Below are 20,409 nucleotides of genomic sequence, written 5' to 3'. Positions count from 1 at the left end.
GACCACTCCACCGCCGCCGGGCGGTTCAGAGGAGCCGCCAGGCGGTTCAGGGGAGCCGCCGGGCGGTTCAAGGGATTAGCAAGCTCCCTGGTCCTGCCAGACACCGTCGGCGCCCGGCTCTCCGCCCTGGGTCCACCACTTGGCCTTCCAGGTGTGGCTCTTGTGGGAGACGGTCGCGCCGCCGTTGTACACGGCGGCCCGGTCCCACGCCGGTGCGGTGCACTGGCCGCCGCCGGTGGTGCCGCCCGTGGTGCCGCCGGTGGTGCCGCCGCCCGGCTCGACGATCGTGGTGCCGCGCGCCAGGTCGCCGGCGAGCGCATAGGTCTTCCCGCTGAAGGAGACCGTCCAGTTCGACGGCGTAGAGGTCGGCAGGTAGTACACGAGGTCAACGGTCACCGACGCGCCCGGTGCCACCGACTGCCAACTCGGCAGCTTGAACGACGTTCGGTGGTAGTCGCCCTTGAGGCCGCCAATGTTGTTGCCCGTGTGGTCGCTGCGTATGACCTTCAGGCCCCAGCCGCTTTGATCCTTGGCGTTGTTGGGGGAGGACGTGGCGTAGTCGAACTGGAACTCCGCCCCGCCCGGAATGGCGGTCTTGGTGTTGTTGGTGATGTTCACCTTCGGGCTGATCGGGTAGTTCGAGTCACCCAGCGGGAAGTCCCGGAAGCTCACATCGAGATCGACGGCCTCGGTCGGCAGCTGGGTCGTGGCGCGCTTGGCGCCGTACGCCGGGGCCGCCTTGAAGGCGTCGTACAGCGCGGTGGTGAGCGTGTTGCCCTGCTCGTACTGACCCTTGCCCGCGTTGAACGCGTAGTCGCCCGCAAGCTCCCAGATCATCGTGCCGCCCAGGCCCTTGTCCACGACGTACTGCGCCTTCGTCTTCACCGACTGCTCGTCCTCGGTGGACAAGAACACCTTCTTGTCGGCGTTCCACAGCCAAGGGGCGGTCAGCGTGGTGTCGTAGTTGCGGGCGTAGCTGCCGGTGAGCTTGGTGTCGGCGGGGAATCCGTAGCGAGTGACGTAGTCGCCGACGACGCCCTTCTCCAGGTTCTTGGCGTGCCACATCGGGTTGGAACCGGCCGGGGATTCCTTGCCGTTGTCGTCCTTGTCATGCCAGAGGTTGTCGATGCCGACCGCGCCGTCACCACATTCGGTCAGCCCGGACCCGGCTGGACACGAGGCGGCCTTCGCCGTGCCCCACAGCCCGTTCTTGCCGCCGTTCACGTTCTTCCAGCCACGCGTGTAGTACGGCAGGCCGAGGTTGATCCGTCCCGCCGGCATGGAGCCGCGGAAGTAGTGGTAGGCCCAGTCGCTGTTGAGGTAGCCGAGTCCGCCGTACTGCGAGGCGGTGTAGACGCCCCACTTGGCCAGTTCGGCGTCCTTGCCGTCGTCGTAGAGCGCAGCGTTGGGCCCGACGAACTCGTTCCAGGCACCGTGCAGGTCGTACGACATGATGTTGACGTAGTCCAGGTACTTGGTGGTCTGGTACGTCTCCATGCCGCGCAGCAAATAGCCCGACGAGGGGGCCGCCACCGACAGCAGGTAGTGCTTGCCGTCCGCTGCGCTCGCCCGGTCCAGCTTCTCGCGCAGCGTCTTCATCAGCGCCGCGTACCCCTTGTTGAGCCCGCCGCGCCTAGCGTTGGCCAGCGGCCAGTCCTGCGGGTGGCCCGCGTCCTTCATCGAGGTGGGGTACTCGTAGTCGATGTCCACGCCGTTGAACCCGTACTTCTTGATGAAGTCCACGGCGGAGTCGGCGAAGGTGTTGATGCCCGCCTGGTTGACGGAGCCGTCTGCGTTGGTGGCCATCGAGTAGAAGCCGCCGGACTTGACGCGCCCACCGTTCTCGTCGAGGTAGCCGCCGGTTTCGGCCCAACCGCCGACCGAGATCAGCGTCTTGACGTTCGGGTGCTGCTTCTTGAACTTGTTGAGCTGGTTGAAGTGGCCCTTGTACGGGAAGGCCGGGTCCATTTCGGCACCCTCGACGCCCGGCCAGGTCATGCCGGTCGATGGGTTGTTGGCGCTGTCCGGGCCAACGGAGAGCTTGTTGCCCTTGTCCACGTGCGCGAAGGCGTAGTTGAGGTGGGTGACCTTGTCCCACGGAATGTTCGAGGCCAGATACCCGGGGGTGCCGTCCTTGCCGGTGCGCCAACTCGTGAAGTAGCCGATGACGCGGCGCTTGTGGTCGGCGCCCATCTTCTCGCGGCCGTCGCTGTCGTAGACCGAGCAGTACGGGACGTCTACGCCAGGGGTGCGGTACATGCCGTCGGGGCGACAGGCGGACTGGTCTTCGGCGTGTGACTCGGTCGCTGAAAGGGTGCTGATGAGGAGTCCGGCGACAGCGGCGGCCGTCGCCGCAAGCATGGCTCTCGCGCGGATACGAGACAACACGATCGGTTCCTCCTGGAAGGGGCTCGGTGGAGCTCGCGGGGGTGAGTCGTGCGGTGGGGGAGCCGTACACACGTGTGGGGCGTGCGATGTGGGAGGTGGGGTGGAGGCCCGAGGCGTGCGCACGCCCCGGGCCGATTTCCTCGGAGGTGTGCCAGAGGTTAAGAGGACTAGACCAAAGCGTCAATAGGTATGGACCAATAGCAACGCGAAGATGGGGCCCGGGAGTTCCAGTTCGGCCAAGATTTCAACGACCGGTTTCAGCCATCCTGCGAGCCAACCCTGTGAGTCAGACCACAAAGGTCGGCCCGCGCGCCCCCGTGCACCCATGGCAGACTGGAACCCGTACCAGTGACGTCAGCGCACTCCGGGGTCGGTGAAAGTCCGAACCGGCGGTTATAGTCCGCGACCCGTCCGCCTCCAGCGGCCGGTTGACCAGGTGAAACTCCTGGACCGACGGTTAAAGTCCGGATGGGAGGCAGTGCGCGGCGGGCGAGCACCGGTGCGCCGCTGTTGAGCACTCACCCTGCGGGTGGGCTGTATCCCGACCGTGGCGTCCCTTGGTGTGTTCCGTCCGTTTTTCTGTCGTTCCGACAGCCCCGGAGTCCGTGCCCGAAGAGGCAGGAGGACCCGGTGGCCACCCACGAGGCAATCGCGGCTGAGACGGCCGCCATGCGCCGCGCCATCGCGCTCGCCGCCCGCGGCCTCGGCCACACCAGCCCCAACCCCGTCGTCGGCTGTGTCGTCCTCGATGCCGCTGGACAGCCCGTAGGCGAAGGCTGGCACCAGCGGGCGGGTGGACCGCACGCCGAGGTGCACGCCCTGCGTGCGGCGGGCGAGCGGGCCCGCGGCGGCATCGCCGTCGTCACTCTCGAACCCTGTGACCACACCGGCCGCACCCCACCGTGCTCCCGCGCCCTCGTCGAGGCCGGCATCGCCCGCGTCGTCTACGCCGTCGCCGACCCCACCGCGCAGGCCACCGGTGGCGCCGCCACCCTGGCCGCCGCCGGCATCGACACCGCGGGCGGGCTGCTCGCCGAGCAGGCGGCAGCGGGCAACGAGGCATGGCTGACCTCGATGCGTACGGGGCGCCCGTTCGTGCTGTGGAAATACGCCGCAACGCTCGACGGGCGGATCGCCGCGGCCGATGGCACCAGCCGCTGGATCACCTCTCCCGAGGCGCGCGCCGACGTCCACCGGCTGCGCGCCGAGGCCGACGCCATCGTCGTCGGCTCCGGCACCGCACGTCTCGATGACCCGCAGCTCGCCGCACGCCTCGCCCAGGGCGACGTGGACCAGCCGCTGCGGGTCGTGGTGGACACGCGTGCCGTCGTCGTACGCCCCGGCGCCCGCGTCCTGGACGGCACCGCCCCCACCCTGATCGCTGTCGCCGAGGACGCCGACACCTGGCACCTGGACGGGCTGGCCCGCGTGCTGCGGCTGCCGCCAGGACCACGCGGGCACGGCCTGGACATCCCGGCGCTGCTCGCCGCGCTCCACGCACAGGGCGTGCGATCCGTGCTGCTCGAAGGCGGCCCGACGCTGGCCGGGGCGTTCATCGCCGCCGGCCTCATGGACAAGGTCGTCGGCTATCTCGCTCCCGTACTGCTTGGCGCAGGGCCAGCCGCCCTCGCCGATGCCGGAATCACCACCATCGGGCGGGCGTTGCGGCTAAGCGTGACCGATACCGCCCGCATCGGCCCCGACCTGCGCATCACGGCCGTGCCCCAGCGGCAGGCCACTCCCACCACCACTCAGGAGAGCTGACGTGTTCACCGGAATCGTTGAAGAACTGGGTGAGATCGCCGCCATCGAAGAGCAGGGCGAAGCGCTTCCCGCCACCCCCGGCGAGAGCTCCGCCCGCTCTGCCCGACTGTGTATCCGTGGACCGCAGGTCACCGCCGATGCGCGGCACGGCGACTCCATCGCCGTCAACGGCGTCTGCCTGACCGTCGTGGACGTCGCCGATGGCGCGTTCACCGCCGATGTGATGGCCGAAACGCTGCTGCGCTCCAGCCTCGGTGCCCTCAAGCCCGGCTCTCGGGTCAACCTGGAGCGCCCGATGGAGCTCGGCGGCCGGCTCGGCGGACACCTAGTCCAGGGCCATGTGGACGGCACCGGCGTGATCACCGAGCGTGTACCCGGCGCACACTGGGAGGTCGTCACCGTCGCACTGCCGCCCGAGCTGGCCCGCTACGTGGTCGACAAGGGCTCCATCACCGTGGACGGCATCAGCCTCACCGTCGTCGAGGCCGGCGCCGACCACTTCACCGTCAGCCTCATCCCCACCACCCTCGCCCTCACCACGTTGGGCATCAAGCAGGTCGGCGATCCCGTCAACCTGGAGGTGGACGTCCTCGCCAAGTACGTGGAGCGGCTACTCGCCCACGGCGCAGTGCCAGGCGCAGGGCTCCCCGGCACGACGAGCGCCGCACCCGAGGCGGCTTCGGCCGCCAGTGCCGGCTCGGCCCCCAGCACGGCTTCGGCCCTCGACACGGCCCCGACGCCTGGCGCTGCCCCCGCACCCGAAGGGGGCGTCCGGTGAGCCCGTGGCAGCAGATAGGCGACTGGCTGCGCGACGATGCCTTTCAGCTCTTCGGTCAGCACGTCATCTGGTCCGACATGATCGGCAACCTCTTCGGGCTCGCCGCCCTCGCTTTGGGCTGGCGGCGCTCGATGTGGACCTGGCCCGTGCAGTTCGTCGCCGGCGCCGTGCTCGTCACCGCCTACGCCGCTGCCCACCTCAGCGGTGGCGTCGGCAAACAGCTTCTGGTCATGGCCGTAGCCGCCTGGGGCTGGCGGAAGTGGCATGGCGGGCCCCAGGACCAAGGCGGGCAGCTAGCGGTGCGCTTCGCGAGTTGGCGAGAGCGCGCCGTGCTCATCGGCTGCACCGCCGCGGGCACCCTCGCCGTCGGCGCACTGTTCACCCTCGTGCCCAAGCTGTCTTGGAACGCCTGGCCCGACGCGTACATCTTCGTCGGCACCCTCACAGCGATGGTCGCCCAGGCCCGCGGCCTGGTCGAGTTCTGGTTCGCCTGGCTGCTGGTGGACCTGGTGGGCGTCCCGCTCGCCTTCAGTAGCGGCCTGGCCTTCTCCGGCCTGGTCTATGTCGTCTATCTCGCGCTCGCCCTGTGGGGCGCCCGCGACTGGTGGTTGCGCTCCCGTACGGGCGCGCCCGTCCTGGAAGGAGCGCCCGCATGACCGCGTCACTGAACTGGTACGACCTGCATTCCGCCGACCGCACCGGCCCCACCGGCACTACCAGCGAAAGCCTGGCCCTTGACTCGGTGGAGCGGGCCATCAGCGAGATCGCCGCCGGTCGGCCCGTGGTGGTCGTGGATGATGAGAACCGCGAGAACGAGGGCGACCTCGTCATCGCCGCCGAAAAGGCCACCCCCGAGATCGTCGCCTTCATGATGAGCGAATGCCGGGGCCTGATCTGCGTGCCACTGGAGAGCTCCGACATCGACCGCCTCGACCTGCCGCAGATGGTCGAGGAGAACACCGAGTCGATGCGCACGGCCTTCACCGTCTCGGTGGACGCGGGCCCCGAGCACGGCGTCACCACCGGCATCTCCGCCGCCGACCGGGCCGCCACCATCCGGCTGCTCGCCAACCGGCACAGCGCCCCGACCGACTTCGTGCGCCCCGGTCACGTCTTTCCGCTGCGGGCCCGCCCCGGCGGCGTACTCGCCCGCAACGGACACACGGAGGCCAGCGTTGACCTGGCCCGGCTCGCCGGGCTGCGCCCCGCCGCCGCCATCGTGGAGATCGCGGGCGAGGACGGCGCCATGTTGCGGTTGCCCGAGCTGGTGCCCTTTGCCCGCAAGAACGGCCTCGCGATCATCTCCATCGAAGACCTGATCGCCTACCGCGCCACGGCCGAACCCACCGTGCGCCGCGAGGCCCAGACCCGACTGCCCACTGCCTTCGGCGACTTCCAGGCGTACGGTTACCGCTCCACCGTGGACGGCATCGAGCACATCGCACTGGTCCAAGGCGACCTCGCCGACGGTGATGACGTACTGGTCAGGGTGCACTCCGAGTGCCTGACCGGCGATATCTTCAGCTCCCAGCGCTGCGACTGCGGCCCCCAACTCCAGGCTTCCCTCAAGCGAGTGACCACCGAAGGCCGCGGCATCGTGCTGTATCTACGCGGCCACGAGGGCCGCGGCATCGGGCTGCTGTCCAAGCTGCGCGCGTACGAACTGCAAGAGCGCGGCCGGGACACCCTTGACGCCAACCTGGAACTCGGCCTGCCCGCCGACGCGCGGGACTATGCCGCGGGCGCCCAGATCCTCGCCGACCTCGGGGTCCGCTCGGTACGGCTGATGACCAACAACCCCCACAAGGCCGCAGCGCTCACCGAGCACGGCATCGTGGTCACCGGACGCGAGCCGATGCCGGTCCAGGCCGGCGAGCACAACCTGCGCTACCTGCGGACCAAGCGCGACCGCATGGGGCACGAACTGCCCTGGCTCGACCCTGAGCACAGCACCACCTGCGACCAGTAAGCCCGTCCCCACCCAGCCGCCACGACACCCAGCCACCACCACCACCAGCAGCGCACCCTGTGACACCCCGGATGCGGCGCGCCCGGGCCCCACGACGCACTACCCCTATATGGGCTAGTGCGGCTGCATCAGCTCGTCCGGTGAGTCCGGCCTAGTCCATTAATTCGGTTGATTCAGGTTATTTAGTTTATTCAGCACACAGCACCAAGGAGAGACATGAGCGGCAAAGGCGCCCCCGAACTGTCCGTGAAGAACTGCGGTGACCTGCGGGTCGCCGTCATCGCGGCGCAGTGGCACGAGCAGGTCATGGAGGGCCTGGTGTCCGGCGCGCTGCGCGCGCTGACCGAGCTCGGCATCGATGAGCCGACCGTGCTCCGCGTACCGGGCAGCTTCGAGCTTCCGGTGGTCGCCAAGGTCCTCGCCGGCCGCGGCTATGACGCCATCGTGGCCCTCGGCGTGGTCATCAGGGGCGGCACCCCACACTTCGAATACGTTTGCCAGGGCGTCACCCAGGGCCTGACGCAGGTCAGCGTCGATACCGGAGTCCCGATCGGTTTCGGCGTGCTGACCTGCGACGATGAGAAGCAGGCGGTGGATCGGGCCGGCCTTGATGGCTCCCGCGAGGACAAGGGCCACGAGGCGGTCACCGCCGCCATCGCCACCGCAACCACCCTGCGCTCGATCTCCGAGCCCTGGCGCTGAACCCGCCATCGGCACCCCGTAGGGTAAGTACCACCATGGCCAACAAGACATTCGAGGAGCTGTTCACCGAGCTCCAGCACAAAGCCGCCACCGGCGACCCCAGCACGTCCCGCACCGCCGAACTGGTCGGCAAGGGCGTGCATGCCATCGGCAAGAAGGTTGTCGAGGAGGCCGCGGAGGTGTGGATGGCCGCCGAGTACGAGGGCGCCGACGCCACCGCCGAGGAGATCTCCCAACTCCTGTACCACGTTCAGGTGATGATGGTCGCCCGAGGGATCTCCCTCGACGACGTATACGCTCGCCTGTGATGTCGCGCCGCCGCGGCGGACCCACCCCGCGTCCGCCGCGCGGCATCCTCTCGGCGCCCTCCCCAAGGCCCGGGAATCCCGTAACGTCCCGCACTGCCCCTTCGACCTGACGGCCACATCCGTTGGCCCTTACGTCTGCCCCCCGTACAAAGGAAGCTGAGCTCATGCTGCGCATCGCCGTCCCCAACAAGGGTTCACTGTCCGAGCCTGCGTCGGCGATGCTCCATGAGGCCGGCTATCGGCAGCGCAAAGACCGGCGCGAACTGGTCTTGGTGGACAGCGCCAATGAGGTCGAGTTCTTCTTTCTGCGCCCGCGCGACATCGCCGTCTACGTCGGCTCCGGTCGCCTCGACATCGGCATCACCGGCCGCGACCTGTTGCTCGACTCCGGCTCGCAGGCCGAGGAGATCATGCAGCTCGGTTTCGCCAGCTCCACCTTCCGCTACGCCACCCGGCCTGGCACAGCCAAGGACGTACGCGAGTTCGGCGGCATGACCGTCGCCACCTCCTTCGCCGGCCTGGTCACCAAGCACCTGGCTGACAACGGCGTGGACGCCGCCGTCGTCCACCTCGATGGCGCGGTGGAGACCGCCATCCAGCTCGGCGTCGCCGAGATCATCGCCGACGTCGTGGAGACCGGCACCACGCTGCGCAACGCCGGCCTGGAGATCATCGGCGAGCCGATCTTGGAGTCCGAGGCGATCGTCATCCGGCGCGCAGGCGAGGCCACCGACGACCCCAAGGTCCAGCAGTTCCTGCGCCGCATGCAGGGCGTCCTGGTCGCCCGCCGGTACGTGATGATGGACTACGACATCCGCGTCGAACACGTGGAGCGGGCCGTGGCTCTCACTCCCGGTCTTGAGTCGCCCACCGTGTCGCCGCTGCATCACGAGGGCTGGGTCGCGGTCCGCTCGATGGTCCCCTCCAGCGAAGCCCAGAAGATCATGGACGAGTTGTACGACCTCGGCGCCCGCGCGATCCTCACCACCGGCATTCACGCCTGCCGGCTGTGACCCCACTGGTACCGCACCGTGCGCACCCTGCGCGGGCGGACCACGCCTGCCCGCTGGACCGCCGCAGGCCCTGGCCTGAGCCGGGCTCGCCGGCACAGGCCCCGCGGTAACCGCCCTACCGTAAATCTGAGAGGCCAGCCGAGTGTCCGCCCCCGCGCCCCTGCCTGAGCTGCCGGTCACCTTCCGCCCGACCCGCACCAGGATCGTGTTGCTGCTCGTCGGCATCTTGATGTTGGTCACGCTGGTGGCCATCGCGCTGCTGCTGCCCTCACTCAGCCCGGGGGAGCGCATCAGCTTCATCTTCATCGGGCTGCTGTTCTGCGGCGTGCTCGCGATCCTCGCCCGCCCCAAGGTGGTCGCCGAGGCCGATGGCGTGACCGTCACCAACTTGACCGTCAGGCGGCATCTGGAGTGGCCGGAGATCTTGCGGGTCAATCTGCGGCCCGGCGACCCTTGGGTCTTTCTCGACCTCGCCGACGGTACGAGCCTGCCGGCGCTCGGCATCCAGCCCGGCATCGCGAAGGCGCAGGCGATCGACGATGCGCGGACGCTGCGCGCACTCACCGAGGCGTACGGGAGCGGCGACCATACCCGCTGACGATTCCTGCCCCGGCGCTCGCTCCGTGATTACTCTGGTGCCCAAGGCGCGCACCGCGCCCCGCCTCCCGGTGGCTGAGCGCGCGTTGCGCGTGGCCGGGCAGGCTCCTGCGATCCGAGGAGTGAATTCCTCCAGCGATGGACGGTTCGTCCTGTAGTACCCGCGCCGCCTCTCCACGCGTCTGGGAGGCGGCGGCATGAGCCTCACCGTTTCCCTGACGCTGCTCGCCGCGGCGTTCGTCCTCATCCTTGCCAACGGCTTCTTCGTGGCCGCCGAGTTCGGTCTGGTCACCGTGGAGCGACCGGAAGCGGAACGGGCCGCCGCCGGCGGCGACCGCCGGGCCCGCACCGTGGTCAACGCGCTGCGCGAGCTCTCCTTCCAGCTCTCCGGAACCCAACTGGGCATCACCATCACCTCCTTGGTGGTCGGCATGCTCGCCGAACCCGCCCTCGGATATCTGCTGGCCGGCCCGCTCACCGCAACCGGGGCCCCGACAGGCGCCGTGCCGGGCCTTGCCGTGGTGGTCGGAATGCTGGTGGCCTCCGCTGTCCAAATGGTCATCGGCGAACTGGTGCCCAAGAACTGGGCCGTCTCCCGGCCGCTCCAGGTCGCCCGCTTCGCAGCGGGACCGCAACACGCCTTCGCCCGCTTCTTTCGGCCACTGATCACCGCACTGAACACGGTGGCCAACCGGTTGGTGCGGACCCTGGGCGTGGAGCCGACCGAGGAACTGGCCTCGGCCCGTACCCCCGGCGAACTCGTCTCGCTCGCTCGGCACTCGGCCCGCGCCGGCGCCATCGAGCAGGACACCGCCGACCTCTTCGTCCGTACGCTCTCCCTCGCCGGCCTCACCGCGCACCATGTGATGACGCCCCGGGTGCGCGTCAGCGCCCTCCAAGCGACGGCGACCGCCCAAGACGTTCTCAACCTCACCCGCGCCACCGGCCTGTCCCGCTTTCCCGTCTACCGGGACCGGCTGGACGAGGTGATCGGCATGGTCCACCTCAAGGACGCGCTCGCGGTCCCGGCAGCCGACCGGCTGCGCACCCCGGTGGACACCATCGCGCAGTCGCCGCTCATGGTGCCCAGGACGCTGCCGGTGCAACCGCTCCTGGAGCAGCTGCGCAGCGAGCAGCCGATAGCCGTCGTCGTGGATGAGTACGGCGGCACGGCCGGAGTCGTCACGCTGGAGGACATCGTGGAAGAGCTGGTCGGAGAGGTACGCGACGAACACGACGCGGCGGACCTGCCGGAGCTGGTCCAGGTGGCGTGCGACGACGGCAGGCTGGCCTGGGAGGCGGACGGAAGCTGCCGCATCGACACGCTGCTGACGATCGGGCTCTCGGTGCCAGACGGCCCGTACGAGACGGCGGCAGGGCTGATTGCGGGACTGCTCGGACGCATCCCCGTCCCGGGCGACACCGCCGAACTGCCCGGCGGCTGGCGGCTGGCGGTCCGCCAGGTCAGCCACCATCGCGCCGAACGCATGCGCATCGTTCGGATGGGCCTGGTGTCGGCGGCGCTGCCGGTGTCCGCGGGCGCCGGCACCACGGCCGTGCACGCCCCGCGTACGGAAACGTGCCCGGTCCCGATCGGGCCCCGTGGCACGGCGGACGGGGCGCGCTGCCCGGCCTCGGTGGATGTGCCCCGAACCCCAGTGGATGCTGCGGGGGACGCTGCGGGCGCACCGGCGCAGGTCGTACGCGCCCCGGCCGCGCGGGTGGCCGGCCGATGAGCGTCCTGCAATTGCTGTTCGCCCTCCTCCTCGTATGCGCCAACGGCTTCTTCGTGGGCGCGGAGTTCGCGCTCGTCTCCGTGCGCCGCAGCCAGATCGAACCGGCTGCGGCGGCAGGCTCGGCCCGGGCCCGCACCGTGTTGCAGGGTTTGGAGAACCTGCCGCAGATGATGGCCGCCGCACAGTTCGGCATCACGGTGTGCTCCCTGACGCTTGGCGCGGTCGCCGAGCCGACCGTGGCCCAGCTGCTGGAGCCGGCCTTCCACGCCGTCCATCTCCCACACCAGCTCATCCATCCGCTCGGCTACGCCATCGCGTTGGCCGTCGTGGTCTGCCTGCACCTGGTCATCGGCGAGATGGTGCCGAAGAACCTGGCGATGGCCGCACCGGAGCTGACCGCGCTGTGGCTGGCGCCGGGGCTCGTCGCCTTCGCGCGGCTCTGCCGCCCGGTGACCGCCCTGTTCGGGGCGTGCGCTCGCCTGGTGCTGCGGCTGTTTCGGGTGGAGACCAGGGACGAGGTGGAAGCGGTATTCACCCGTGCGCAACTCACCGATCTGGTCGCCGATTCCCGCCAGGCGGGGCTGCTCGCCCCAGGTGAGCAAGAGCGCCTCGCGGACGCTCTGGAACTGGGCAGCCGACCGGTTACCGAGGTGCTGCTCGACCCGGCGGAACTGGTGAGCGTCGATCCGGCCGTGACACCGCGGCAGATCGAGGAGTTGACCGTACGCACCGGCTACTCGCGTTTTCCCGTGCGCGGGCCTGGCGGTGGCTTCATGGGCTATCTGCACGTAAAGGACGTCCTTGACCTGGAGGAGCCCGAACGAGCGGTGCCGCAGCACGTATGGCGCCGGATCGAGATGCTGCACGCCGAACTGCCGCTGGATGACGCGCTGACGGTGATGCGCCGGGCGGCAGTCCACCTGGCGGCGGTCACCGATGCGTCGGGGCGGGTCCTTGGCCTGGTCGCCATGGAAGATGTGCTGGAGAAGCTGGTCGGCGAGGTCCGCGACCCCTCGCACCGGGCGCCGGTGGAGGCCACCGCCCGGCCCTGACCCGCCTGCTCGGCCCTGACCCGCCTGCCCCCGCCCGCGTGTTGCCCGCCCGGGGCCGCGCGAGCGTGGGGCAGGGCGCGGGGGTTAGCCGAACGGCGGGTCCTTGCGGTCGCGGTCGGTCGGGCCGCGACCGGAGAGGACTTCGCCGTACGCCTGCATGAGATCCGGCAACCGCAGGGTGGCCAGGTCTTCGCGGCCCGGCGTCCCGCTCCAGCCGGAGAGCCGTAGATCCCGGTAGGCGCAGCTCTTCTCGTACAGCGTGCGCAAAAAGCGGCCGTTGCCCAGCTCATCGATCCAGCCCTGGTCCACGACGTGGCCGCTGATGCTCTGTAGTTCCTCCACGGCTTCCTCGTCCCAGCGGTCGCCGTTCTCCGCGGCCAGCACCCCGCCGATGGCGGTCAGCTCCGCGGGACGGTAGCTGGGGAAGTCCACCCGTGTGGTGAAGCGGGAACCGAGCCCGGGGTTGGCGGCGAGCAGCCGGTCCATGCCCTCCGGGTAGCCCGCGAGGATGACCACCAGCCGGTCCCGGTTGTCCTCGGCGCGCTTGAGCAGCACCTGAAGTGCCTCGTCGCCGTAGGCGTCGCCCTTGGTGTAGCCGGAATTGGAGAGGCTGTACGCCTCGTCCACGAAGAGCACTCCACCGAGCGCCGAGTCGATCAACTCGTTGGCCTTGACTGCCGTCTGTCCCAGGTACTCGCCCACCAGGTCGGCCCGGCCGGCCTCTACCAGATGGTCGCCACCGAGCAGCCCGAGCGCGTAGAAGACCCGGCCGAGGATGCGCGCAACGGTGGTCTTGCCGGTGCCGGAAGGGCCCGAGAAGACGAAGTGGCGCTTGGGCGGCTGGACCGGCAACCCTTGCCCGGTGCGTAGCCGCGCCATGTGCAACTGTGCCGACAGCGCCCGCACCTGGCGTTTGACCGGCTCCAAGCCGACCATCCGGTCCAGTTCCAGGAGCGTGTCGGCCAAGAGCTGCGGATCGGATGGCCCGGGCGGCAGCCCGCCGCCCGCTCGGCCGGGGACCGCGGTCCGATCCCGAGGCCCATCGGTGGCCTGCGCCGCGGTGCTCAGCGTCGGGTCGGGCCCGGCACGCAACTCGCGCCCGTCCAGCGGGTCGGCCGCAGGCAGCGGCTCGGTTTCGATGCTGTCGAGCCCATCGATGGCGTCCTGCCCGGCACCGGCCAGGGAGACGGCGGCCAGGTCCTGGCTGTCGTCGAAGCCATCACCCTCGGCGATGGCGGCCAACCGCGCTGCGGTGTCCATGAAGGTGGCGTCGATACGGTGCACCGCCCGGTACAGCGGCAGGGCCGCGGCGCTACGGCCGATGCCCTCGTGGGCGCGCGCCAGCCAGTAGCGCAACTCCTTGCGCTGCGGTTGCTCACTTCGGCAGCGCATCAGCGCAGCCGAGAGCAGCGGCTCCGCTTGGCTGTACATCTCCAGACGGACCCGGGCCATGCCCCCGAACAGGCCCGCCTCGATGCCAAGCAGCGGGTCCTGGAGCAGTGGCTCGGTGTGCCGTACGAGCTGCTCCCAGTCCTTGACCAAATAAGCCCGGCACGCGTGCAAAAAACGCGCCTGCGGATCGGCCTCCACCGGTGGACAGCCCGCGAGCGCCCGGTCGAGCTCGGGTACATGACGGCCGTCGAGCCAGTGTGAGGCGTGTGCCAGGAGCAGGTCACGGCCGCTCTCCAGGACCGGCTGCACCCACCAGCCCAGCCAGTACCAGGAGTTGAGCGAGCGCCGGTGCCGGGCTCGCTGCTCGCCGAACCGGTCGCGGTGGCGGTACATGCGCAGCAGCGCGGTCGCCGTGTCGGCGCGCAGCGCGTGCAGGCCGAGCCAGCCATCGGCCATGCCGGGATCGAGTTCGACCGCGGCTTTGAACTCCTCCTCGGCCTGCGGATAAGCGCCCATGGTGTACGCGTCCACGCCGCGCAGCCAGGCGAGATCGGCCGGGGCCTGCGAGCCCTGGATGCCGAAATCCATCACATCCCCCACAAACCGAGCCCCCGTGGTGTGGCGCCGGGCGGATGCCCCGCCGCCGCCTTGCCGAACCGCCGTGCCGTGGCCGGGGATTGGCCAGTGTGTCAGTGCGTCCGCCCATCGGCTGCACTGATGGGCATCGTACCTGCGAAGACGGTGTCGATCGAAGGGTGCGCACGGCTGTTCGTGCAGGAAGGGCGTGATCCGGTCGCTGCCCGGGGATTCCCGTCATCCGAGAGGGGTCATTCCGGAAATGGCTACTCAGGGTAAGCGACCCGCGGCGCAAAGCGCGCAAAACGCAGTGCTGGAGGCAGAACGAAGCCCCCGATCACGGGGGAACAATCGGGGGCTTCGCGTTGGTGGGCGGCCCCTAGAAGCCGCACATTGAGAACGTAAGACCTGTATGGCCCCCGGGTCAAGCCGAGTTGAGGCACTTGTCTGGCTGTGTTCCGGTGCGGTGGGTGGCATGGCGGTGGCGTTTACGCAGAGTGAGGCGAACGCTGGCTCACGCGGCGACACCGGGACCCGGCAGCACCACGTACCCCTCGACGCACTCCTCCGTCTTCCCTTCCGTTGCTCTGCGCCCGGTGCGTCGCTGGAGAACCAGGGCATGGGCGTAGGGGCGGGATGGGTCGGCGGCGAAATGCTCGCCCTCTGCTGCCAGCCACCCCTTCCAGAACCCGGACATCTCGGGTCCATCCCGTCGTTGTCCCCTGCGCCAGGAGTCCTGTGCTGCCAACTCCATCCACAACAGGCTTGCCAAAAACGGCCGCACCGCGCGCCGCCCGGCGCCGACGCCCTCGATGAGGACCACCGGAGCAGGCGGCAGCGTGCGCTGGTCGGTGAACCGGCGCGCATGCCAGTCGTATGTCTCGTAATGCGCGTCGGCGCCCCGCGCCAGCGGGCGCAGCACCTGCTCGTGTAGTCGGCCCGTCCAGCCAAAAAGTTCCGCGTGGGTGGCCACATCGTCGAGGTGCAGCACCGGGGCGCCACCGAGAGCCGCGGCCAGGCGGTCCGCGAAGGTGGTTTTGCCGGACCCGGCGTGGCCGTCCACGGCCACGAGGCGGACCGGGCCGCAAGACGGCGGTAGCGCGCGCAGTCGCTCGGCGAGCTGGACGAGCGAGGGATCAGTGCGGGCGGTCACCGGGTCACCCTACGGTCAGGGGGCCGCCCGCAGCCGGGCACGCCCGCTGGGCACCGGCCGTGCCGCGGGGCGCTGCCGAGGCGCGCCCTGCCGGGCGCACTACCGGGGCGGCACCGCCGGGCGTGCTGCCGGGCGCACCACCGAGTGCACCGGCGGACGCATCGCCGGGCATGCAGCCATGTCCGTGGCAAACGCGCGTCGTACGACGCGTCACTGGCCCCCGATGACGCGCAGCGGTCATAGTGGGGCCACCTGTCGTGCACCTGCCGTCACATCGGATGACTGGGGGAATCCCACCATGAGCAGACTGACCCCACGGCGTACCCTGCTGGCCGCCGCGCTCGGTGCCACCGCGAGTCTGGCCGCCGTCTCCTCAGCGCGCGGCGCCGCCGGCCCTGACGATGGCGCGGGCGGGGCGCGCAAGGCGGCGTCCAACGCTGGCGGATCAACCGTGGACTGCCGGGCCTGGACCACCAGCGCGGACTGGCGGGAGGGCGCCGTGCGCGGGGTGCGGGTGCGAGATGGGGCGCGGCCCGGCATCGTCATCGTGAAACCGGCCGGGACCACCGAGTACACCGACCCGCACACCGGCACCAAGGCCGCCTGGGCGTACGCCACCTGGACCGGGCCGGTGCACACCCTGCCCACGCCGGCGAACGAGGCCATCGTCTCGTGGAACGCGCACACCCCCGAGGGGACCTGGCTCCAGGTCGAGATCCGCGCGGGGTACACCGATGGCACGCTGAGCCCCTGGTATGTGATGGGCCGGTGGGCGGCGGGCGACCTCGACATCCGGCGTACCTCCGTCGATGACCAGCGGGACACGAAGAGCACCGTGTGGACGGATACCCTGTCCATCGACTCGGGCCCGGCCGGCGAGGGCCTGCGGATCGCCGCCTACCGGCTGCGGCTCACTCTCTACCGCCGCCCGGGCACCTCGGTGACGCCCACGGTGTGGCGGGTGGGCGCCATGGGCTCCAACGTGCCCGACCGGTTCACCGTGCCGGCGTCCGAGCCTGGCGTGGGCGCGGGGCGCGAACTGACCGTGCCGCGTTACTCGCAGGAGGTCCACAAGGGCCAGTACCCGGAGTACGACAACGGCGGCGAGGCGTGGTGCAGCCCCACCTCATCGCAGATGATCATCGAATACTGGGGGCGTAAGCCCACCGAGCAAGACCTTGCCTGGGTCAACCCCGACTACGCCGACCCGCAGATCTGCCATGCGGCCCGGTTCACCTTCGACTACCAGTACAACGGCTGCGGCAACTGGCCCTTCAACGCCGCCTACGCGGCCACCTACCGGGACCTGACCGCCTTGGTGACCCGCCTCGACACGCTCACCGATGCCGAGAAGCTGATCGCCGCCGGCATCCCGCTGATCACCTCGCAGTCCTTCCTGCCCACCGAGTTGACCGGCGCCGGCTACGGCACCGCGGGCCATCTGATGACCGTCATCGGCTTCACGTCGGACGGCGATGTCATCGCAGGCGACCCGGCGAGCAAGGACAACGAGGCGGTGCGCCGCATCTATCGGCGCCGCGAGTTCGAGAACATCTGGCTGCGGACCAAGCGGTACGACGAAAAAGGCCAGGTCAAGAGCGGTTCAGGAGGAATCTGCTACCTCTACTTCCCGGTCAGGCCAGCACCAACTCAGCACCGGGTGCTCACAGAGCTGGGGATTTTCGGCGCAGGTGTACCCCGATAGAGGTCGGCTCTCGAAGTCCTTCGGGGGTTCACGTGAGGTCAGGCGGAGGCGGCTTGGAGAAGGGCTTCGGCTGCGGCGGTGCGGGCGTAGTAAACGGAGCGGCCGGCGCGGTGGGCGCTGACTAGGCCCGCGTTGCGAAGCGCGGTGAGGTTCTGGGATACCCCTGCGGGGGAGAGTCCGGTGCGGTGGGCCAGCTGTGTGGTGGAGGCCGGGATCTCCAACTCGGTGAGCAGCAGGGTCCGCGAGCGGCCGAGTACGGCGGAGAGGGTGTCGGTCTGGGGGACGGGGTGCTTCGTCCATAGTGAGCCGACACCGCGCGCCGGATAGGCGAGTTGGGGCGGGTCCGGCGGCGTCGTTCGGGTGCGCAACCCTGGTCCGGTGAAGACTGAGGGGATCAGCAGCAGTCCCGTGCCTGCCGTCGTGCGGGTCAGTGGCCGCTTTCTGCGGGACATCCGGAGCGCGTTGTCGTCCCAGCTCACGGAGGTGTGCAGAGCGTTGAGGAGGTGGCCGGCGCCGTGCTCGGCGGCCAGGCGGGCCCGGTAGAGGATGTCTGCGTCCAGGACTGCCCGGATTCGTGCCCAGTAGGGGGCGAGTACCAGCTCCCAGTACGTTTCGAGCTCTGCTGCGACTTTGGCCAGAAGTCCCTGTGGGCCGTTGTGCAGGGCTCGCAGCCGGGGGCCGAGATTTCCCTGGTGGCGGGCGAGGTGGTCGAGGTCCTGGCGCACCCGGTCGGTGGGCGAGGCCCGGATCGCGTCGCGCTCTGCCGCCGGGGTGGGGGCCGGCCCGGCGGGGGCGGGGTTGAGGAAGTCGGGGACGTAGCCGCCGGTGGGAGGGACCAGCTCGCGGAGCCAGCCACGGTTCAACCCGGCGGCCACCACACGTGGGCGTACCTGGTCGGCCCAGGGTCGGTGGATGGGATGCGCGGCGGCGGATGTCAGCAGTCGGAAGCTGGGCGCGACCTCCCACATCGGTGAGACGGCGAACCGCACCTGCGCCAGATCGCTCGTCGAGAACGCCAGCTCTGCCAGGACAACCACTCCTCACTTGCGGTGAACAGCGCATCGCGTTCGTGCCGTTCTACTCGATCGCCGGCACCGGACGCGATGGAGGCGCGACCACCGACCACGGCCCGGAGGTGCACGCCATCGCCCGCGCCCACGGTGTGAGCGCAGCCCAGATCCGGCTGGCGTGGACACTCCACCAGGGCCCCCACGTCCTGGCCATCCCCGGCACCGGCGACCTCGACCACCTCGCCCAGAACGTCGCTGTCGGCTCCCTGCGCCTGTCGGTGGAAGAACTGATCGCCTTGGACCCCCTCCACCATGAGACGGCATGAGCAGGGCCCCCACGGCGCTGTGATCCACTTCTGCTAATCAGCCTGTCTGCCCTGCCTCTCGTACCCGCCAGCCCAGTTGGCGAGGATGAGAGAACGACGCGCTCTCCTGCTCAGCACGCAACGGTTGGTCGAGGGAAGCCGCAGGCTGCACGGGCCGAACCGAACATGATCGGGCGCGTGCTCGTGGGCCTCAGGAGCGTCTGAGCCGTGAACGAGACAGAAGAAGTCAGCCCGGCGCTTAGGTGCGTCAGGAGTTTGCTCCCTGGGCGCGGCGCCTCTTCACCGGGGCGCGGATGGTGAGCGCCGACGAGCAGACGGAGTGGCTCTGTTGATGACGGAGACAGCCGCGACGCCCCGCCGCCGCCCGGAGGCAACGTCGCCCCATACATCGCACCGGTACGGCCGGTGGCTGAGCGGTACGGCCAGCGCTCTGCACGACGAGAAGTAGTCGTCGGCCAGAACACCAAGAACCTTCATCACCCACCAAGATCGGCGCCCTCACCGTTGTTACCGGACCTCCCCCAGGGTCCTGAGCCCGCCTCCGACGGTGAGGGCGCTGTGTAGCAAGAGGACTTGACGATGTATCAGGAAAAACCGGAGTGTCTCGCCGCGCGTTGTCCAGATGGTCAGGCCGCTCGTTCGGTTGCTAGCCACCCGGAGCAGGGGGGCGGTTGCTGTGCAACGGCATCCTCCTCTTCGGGGTGACGTCGATCTCCCAGTCGCAAGGACTGATCTGACGTGCTGCTTTGTGAGATGGGCATGTCGCTTCAGCGGCTCCGGACGAAGGGCTGCGCGAGCTTAGGCGGTGGCGGTCGCCAGCAGTTCCGGCAAGTTGCGCATGTCGTCGAAGACGACGGTGCCTGGTCCCTCCAGCCGCAAGGCCGGGGTAAGGCCCCCGCAGTAGCCGAAGGCCCGCATGCCGGCGGCCCGAGCTGCCTGCACCCCGTATGCGCTGTCCTCGATCACCGCGCACCGCTCGGCTGGTACTCCCATGGAGCGTGCAGCGTGCTGGAAGAGGTCAGGTGCAGGCTTGCCGAGGCGGACGTCGCCCGCACTGAAGATGCGGTTCTCGAAGTGGCTCATCAGATCGGTGATCTCCAGGCTTCGCCGGATGCCGGCGTGATCACCATTCGAGGCGACACAGATGCCTGTGGTGAGGCGCCTCAGTACCTCGGCGATGCCGTCGACAGCGGTCAGTTCGGCCGCGAATGCCGCGTCATAGAGATGCTCGTACTGCTGCTGCCAGCCCTTTTCCAGGCGCCGTCCGAGCCGTTCCTCCACGGCTGCTGTGTAGACCTCGGTGGACGAGCCCACGAACCGCTCGATGATCTCGGCTTCGGTGAACGTGCACCCGAGGTCGGCCATGATCATCGCGTCCACTTTGACGCATATCTTCTCGCTGTCCACCAGCACGCCGTCACAGTCGAAGATCACCAGTTCCACAGGGTTTTGCGTCATGATCAGCAGCGTAGAGGGATGTCAGCGCGAGCCCCTCACCGCGTAGGGCTCTCACCGGTCTAGCGCAGGTTTCACCGGGAGTTGCTCGCGCCACCACCGGGGCGCCCGGCAGCACGCGCAGGCGGCACATCTCGCAGTGGACGGTCTCCAGTTTCCGGGTGAGGTCAGCGACCTGTTCGCCAAGTTGCCGGTTTCGTTCGAGCGCGGGTCGAGCTTGCCGAGCGTGCGGGTGTTCTTCTCGACGATGCGCGAGAACCCGGCCTCCTCAGCGTCGCCGATGAGCTTGCGGGTCTCGTTCCGTTGGCGTCGGTGCTGGTTGAGGAAGTCGCCGGTGGTGATGAAGAAGCGGCAGTCCAGACAGGCGTTCGCGTACTCGCAGGCGGTCTGGATGGGAGCTCCGCAGTAGCGCACGAAGATGGCCTGGAGACGTTCCATGAGGGGCCGACCCAGGCTGTTCCTCCGGAGAGCGAGCCACTCCGTGA

Annotated in this window: 17 protein-coding genes, 1 pseudogene and 1 riboswitch; of the genes and pseudogenes, 12 read left to right on the top strand and 6 right to left on the bottom strand. The window is 69.4% G+C overall.

Translation table 11 applies throughout. The features are described 5' to 3' along the window. Positions 1-75: 75 nt before the first annotated feature. The gene (locus tag FHS42_RS12350; RefSeq protein ID WP_184572054.1) at positions 76-2,388 is read right to left on the bottom strand and encodes a chitinase C-terminal domain-containing protein; all 2,313 of its coding nucleotides are present in this window, start codon (positions 2,386-2,388) and stop codon (positions 76-78) included. 355 nt (positions 2,389-2,743) lie between these two features. Further along, positions 2,744-2,874: riboswitch (FMN riboswitch) on the top strand. Between the two features lie 183 nt (positions 2,875-3,057). On the opposite strand from FHS42_RS12350, the gene ribD reads away from it, so the two are divergent. From ribD to FHS42_RS12300, 10 genes are all read left to right on the top strand, one after another. After that, on the top strand, positions 3,058-4,152 hold the full coding sequence (gene ribD / locus FHS42_RS12345) for a bifunctional diaminohydroxyphosphoribosylaminopyrimidine deaminase/5-amino-6-(5-phosphoribosylamino)uracil reductase RibD (RefSeq protein ID WP_184572375.1): 1,095 nt from the start codon (positions 3,058-3,060) through the stop codon (positions 4,150-4,152). 1 nt (position 4,153) lies between these two features. Next, entirely contained in the window at positions 4,154-4,930 is a 777-nt protein-coding gene (locus FHS42_RS12340) for a riboflavin synthase (RefSeq protein ID WP_184572052.1), read from the top strand. Beyond that, the gene (locus FHS42_RS12335; RefSeq protein WP_312866847.1) at positions 4,927-5,586 is read left to right on the top strand and encodes a nicotinamide mononucleotide transporter family protein; all 660 of its coding nucleotides are present in this window, start codon (positions 4,927-4,929) and stop codon (positions 5,584-5,586) included. The genes FHS42_RS12340 and FHS42_RS12335 overlap by 4 nt, the downstream gene beginning before the upstream one ends. After that, entirely contained in the window at positions 5,583-6,899 is a 1,317-nt protein-coding gene (locus FHS42_RS12330) for a bifunctional 3,4-dihydroxy-2-butanone-4-phosphate synthase/GTP cyclohydrolase II (RefSeq protein ID WP_184572049.1), read from the top strand. Before FHS42_RS12335 ends, FHS42_RS12330 begins: the two co-directional genes overlap by 4 nt. Before the next feature lie 216 nt (positions 6,900-7,115). Beyond that, entirely contained in the window at positions 7,116-7,601 is a 486-nt protein-coding gene (gene ribH / locus FHS42_RS12325) for a 6,7-dimethyl-8-ribityllumazine synthase (RefSeq protein WP_184572047.1), read from the top strand. Between the two features lie 35 nt (positions 7,602-7,636). Continuing rightward, entirely contained in the window at positions 7,637-7,909 is a 273-nt protein-coding gene (locus FHS42_RS12320) for a phosphoribosyl-ATP diphosphatase (RefSeq protein WP_184572045.1), read from the top strand. 164 nt (positions 7,910-8,073) lie between these two features. Continuing rightward, entirely contained in the window at positions 8,074-8,922 is an 849-nt protein-coding gene (gene hisG, locus FHS42_RS12315; protein ID WP_184572043.1) for an ATP phosphoribosyltransferase, read from the top strand. 142 nt (positions 8,923-9,064) lie between these two features. Continuing rightward, on the top strand, positions 9,065-9,520 hold the full coding sequence (locus FHS42_RS12310; RefSeq protein ID WP_312866845.1) for a PH domain-containing protein: 456 nt from the start codon (positions 9,065-9,067) through the stop codon (positions 9,518-9,520). A 196-nt stretch (positions 9,521-9,716) separates the two neighbouring features. Continuing rightward, positions 9,717-11,255: a hemolysin family protein gene (locus tag FHS42_RS12305; protein ID WP_184572041.1), complete on the top strand. Its 1,539-nt coding sequence runs from the start codon at positions 9,717-9,719 to the stop codon at positions 11,253-11,255. After that, positions 11,252-12,307 (top strand): hemolysin family protein, encoded by a 1,056-nt coding sequence (locus tag FHS42_RS12300; RefSeq protein ID WP_184572039.1) that lies wholly within the window; start codon positions 11,252-11,254, stop codon positions 12,305-12,307. The genes FHS42_RS12305 and FHS42_RS12300 overlap by 4 nt, the downstream gene beginning before the upstream one ends. Before the next feature lie 84 nt (positions 12,308-12,391). On the opposite strand, the gene FHS42_RS12295 is transcribed toward FHS42_RS12300, so the two are convergent. Both FHS42_RS12295 and FHS42_RS12290 read right to left on the bottom strand, forming a co-directional pair. After that, positions 12,392-14,287, bottom strand: coding sequence for an AAA family ATPase (locus tag FHS42_RS12295; RefSeq protein WP_184572037.1), 1,896 nt, complete (start codon positions 14,285-14,287; stop codon positions 12,392-12,394). Between the two features lie 502 nt (positions 14,288-14,789). Continuing rightward, on the bottom strand, positions 14,790-15,428 hold the full coding sequence (locus tag FHS42_RS12290; RefSeq protein ID WP_184572035.1) for a uridine kinase family protein: 639 nt from the start codon (positions 15,426-15,428) through the stop codon (positions 14,790-14,792). A gap of 298 nt (positions 15,429-15,726) precedes the next feature. Here FHS42_RS12290 and FHS42_RS12285 point away from each other — a divergent pair, with 298 nt between their 5' ends. Continuing rightward, positions 15,727-17,133 (top strand): C39 family peptidase, encoded by a 1,407-nt coding sequence (locus tag FHS42_RS12285; RefSeq protein ID WP_184572033.1) that lies wholly within the window; start codon positions 15,727-15,729, stop codon positions 17,131-17,133. A 38-nt stretch (positions 17,134-17,171) separates the two neighbouring features. Here the strand turns inward: FHS42_RS12285 and FHS42_RS12280 are convergent, their stop codons facing one another. Then, positions 17,172-18,170: a helix-turn-helix domain-containing protein gene (locus FHS42_RS12280; RefSeq protein WP_312866844.1), complete on the bottom strand. Its 999-nt coding sequence runs from the start codon at positions 18,168-18,170 to the stop codon at positions 17,172-17,174. Between FHS42_RS12280 and FHS42_RS12275 the strand changes: the two are divergent. Further along, a pseudogene (locus FHS42_RS12275) lies at positions 18,170-18,469 on the top strand (aldo/keto reductase); the annotation flags it as partial. The gene FHS42_RS12280 and the pseudogene FHS42_RS12275 sit on opposite strands and share 1 nt — an antisense overlap. Before the next feature lie 798 nt (positions 18,470-19,267). On the opposite strand, the gene FHS42_RS12270 reads toward FHS42_RS12275, so the two are convergent. Next, positions 19,268-19,927 carry an HAD family hydrolase gene (locus FHS42_RS12270; RefSeq protein WP_184572029.1) on the bottom strand — a complete coding sequence of 220 codons (660 nt, stop codon included), beginning with the start codon at positions 19,925-19,927 and terminating at the stop codon, positions 19,268-19,270. 51 nt (positions 19,928-19,978) lie between these two features. Beyond that, positions 19,979-20,362 carry a hypothetical protein gene (locus FHS42_RS36955; RefSeq protein ID WP_246494595.1) on the bottom strand — a complete coding sequence of 128 codons (384 nt, stop codon included), beginning with the start codon at positions 20,360-20,362 and terminating at the stop codon, positions 19,979-19,981. Positions 20,363-20,409 lie beyond the last annotated feature (47 nt).

It is taken from the genome of Streptomyces zagrosensis, assembly GCF_014203645.1.
Lineage (GTDB): Bacteria > Actinomycetota > Actinomycetes > Streptomycetales > Streptomycetaceae > Streptomyces > Streptomyces zagrosensis.
The sequence above is the reverse complement of the archived record's forward strand: the minus strand, read 5'-3'. Positions and strand labels throughout refer to the sequence as shown.

Coding starts and splice junctions, on each gene's coding strand:
- ribD (WP_184572375.1), top strand. CDS start 3,058: ATGCGCCGCGCCATCGCGCTCGCCGCCCGCGGCCTCGGCCACACCAGC.
- FHS42_RS12330 (WP_184572049.1), top strand. CDS start 5,583: ATGACCGCGTCACTGAACTGGTACGACCTGCATTCCGCCGACCGCACC.
- ribH (WP_184572047.1), top strand. CDS start 7,116: ATGAGCGGCAAAGGCGCCCCCGAACTGTCCGTGAAGAACTGCGGTGAC.
- FHS42_RS12320 (WP_184572045.1), top strand. CDS start 7,637: ATGGCCAACAAGACATTCGAGGAGCTGTTCACCGAGCTCCAGCACAAA.
- hisG (WP_184572043.1), top strand. CDS start 8,074: ATGCTGCGCATCGCCGTCCCCAACAAGGGTTCACTGTCCGAGCCTGCG.
- FHS42_RS12305 (WP_184572041.1), top strand. CDS start 9,717: ATGAGCCTCACCGTTTCCCTGACGCTGCTCGCCGCGGCGTTCGTCCTC.
- FHS42_RS12300 (WP_184572039.1), top strand. CDS start 11,252: ATGAGCGTCCTGCAATTGCTGTTCGCCCTCCTCCTCGTATGCGCCAAC.
- FHS42_RS12295 (WP_184572037.1), bottom strand. CDS start 14,287: ATGGATTTCGGCATCCAGGGCTCGCAGGCCCCGGCCGATCTCGCCTGG.
- FHS42_RS12285 (WP_184572033.1), top strand. CDS start 15,727: ATGAGCAGACTGACCCCACGGCGTACCCTGCTGGCCGCCGCGCTCGGT.
- FHS42_RS12270 (WP_184572029.1), bottom strand. CDS start 19,927: ATGACGCAAAACCCTGTGGAACTGGTGATCTTCGACTGTGACGGCGTG.
- FHS42_RS36955 (WP_246494595.1), bottom strand. CDS start 20,362: ATGGAACGTCTCCAGGCCATCTTCGTGCGCTACTGCGGAGCTCCCATC.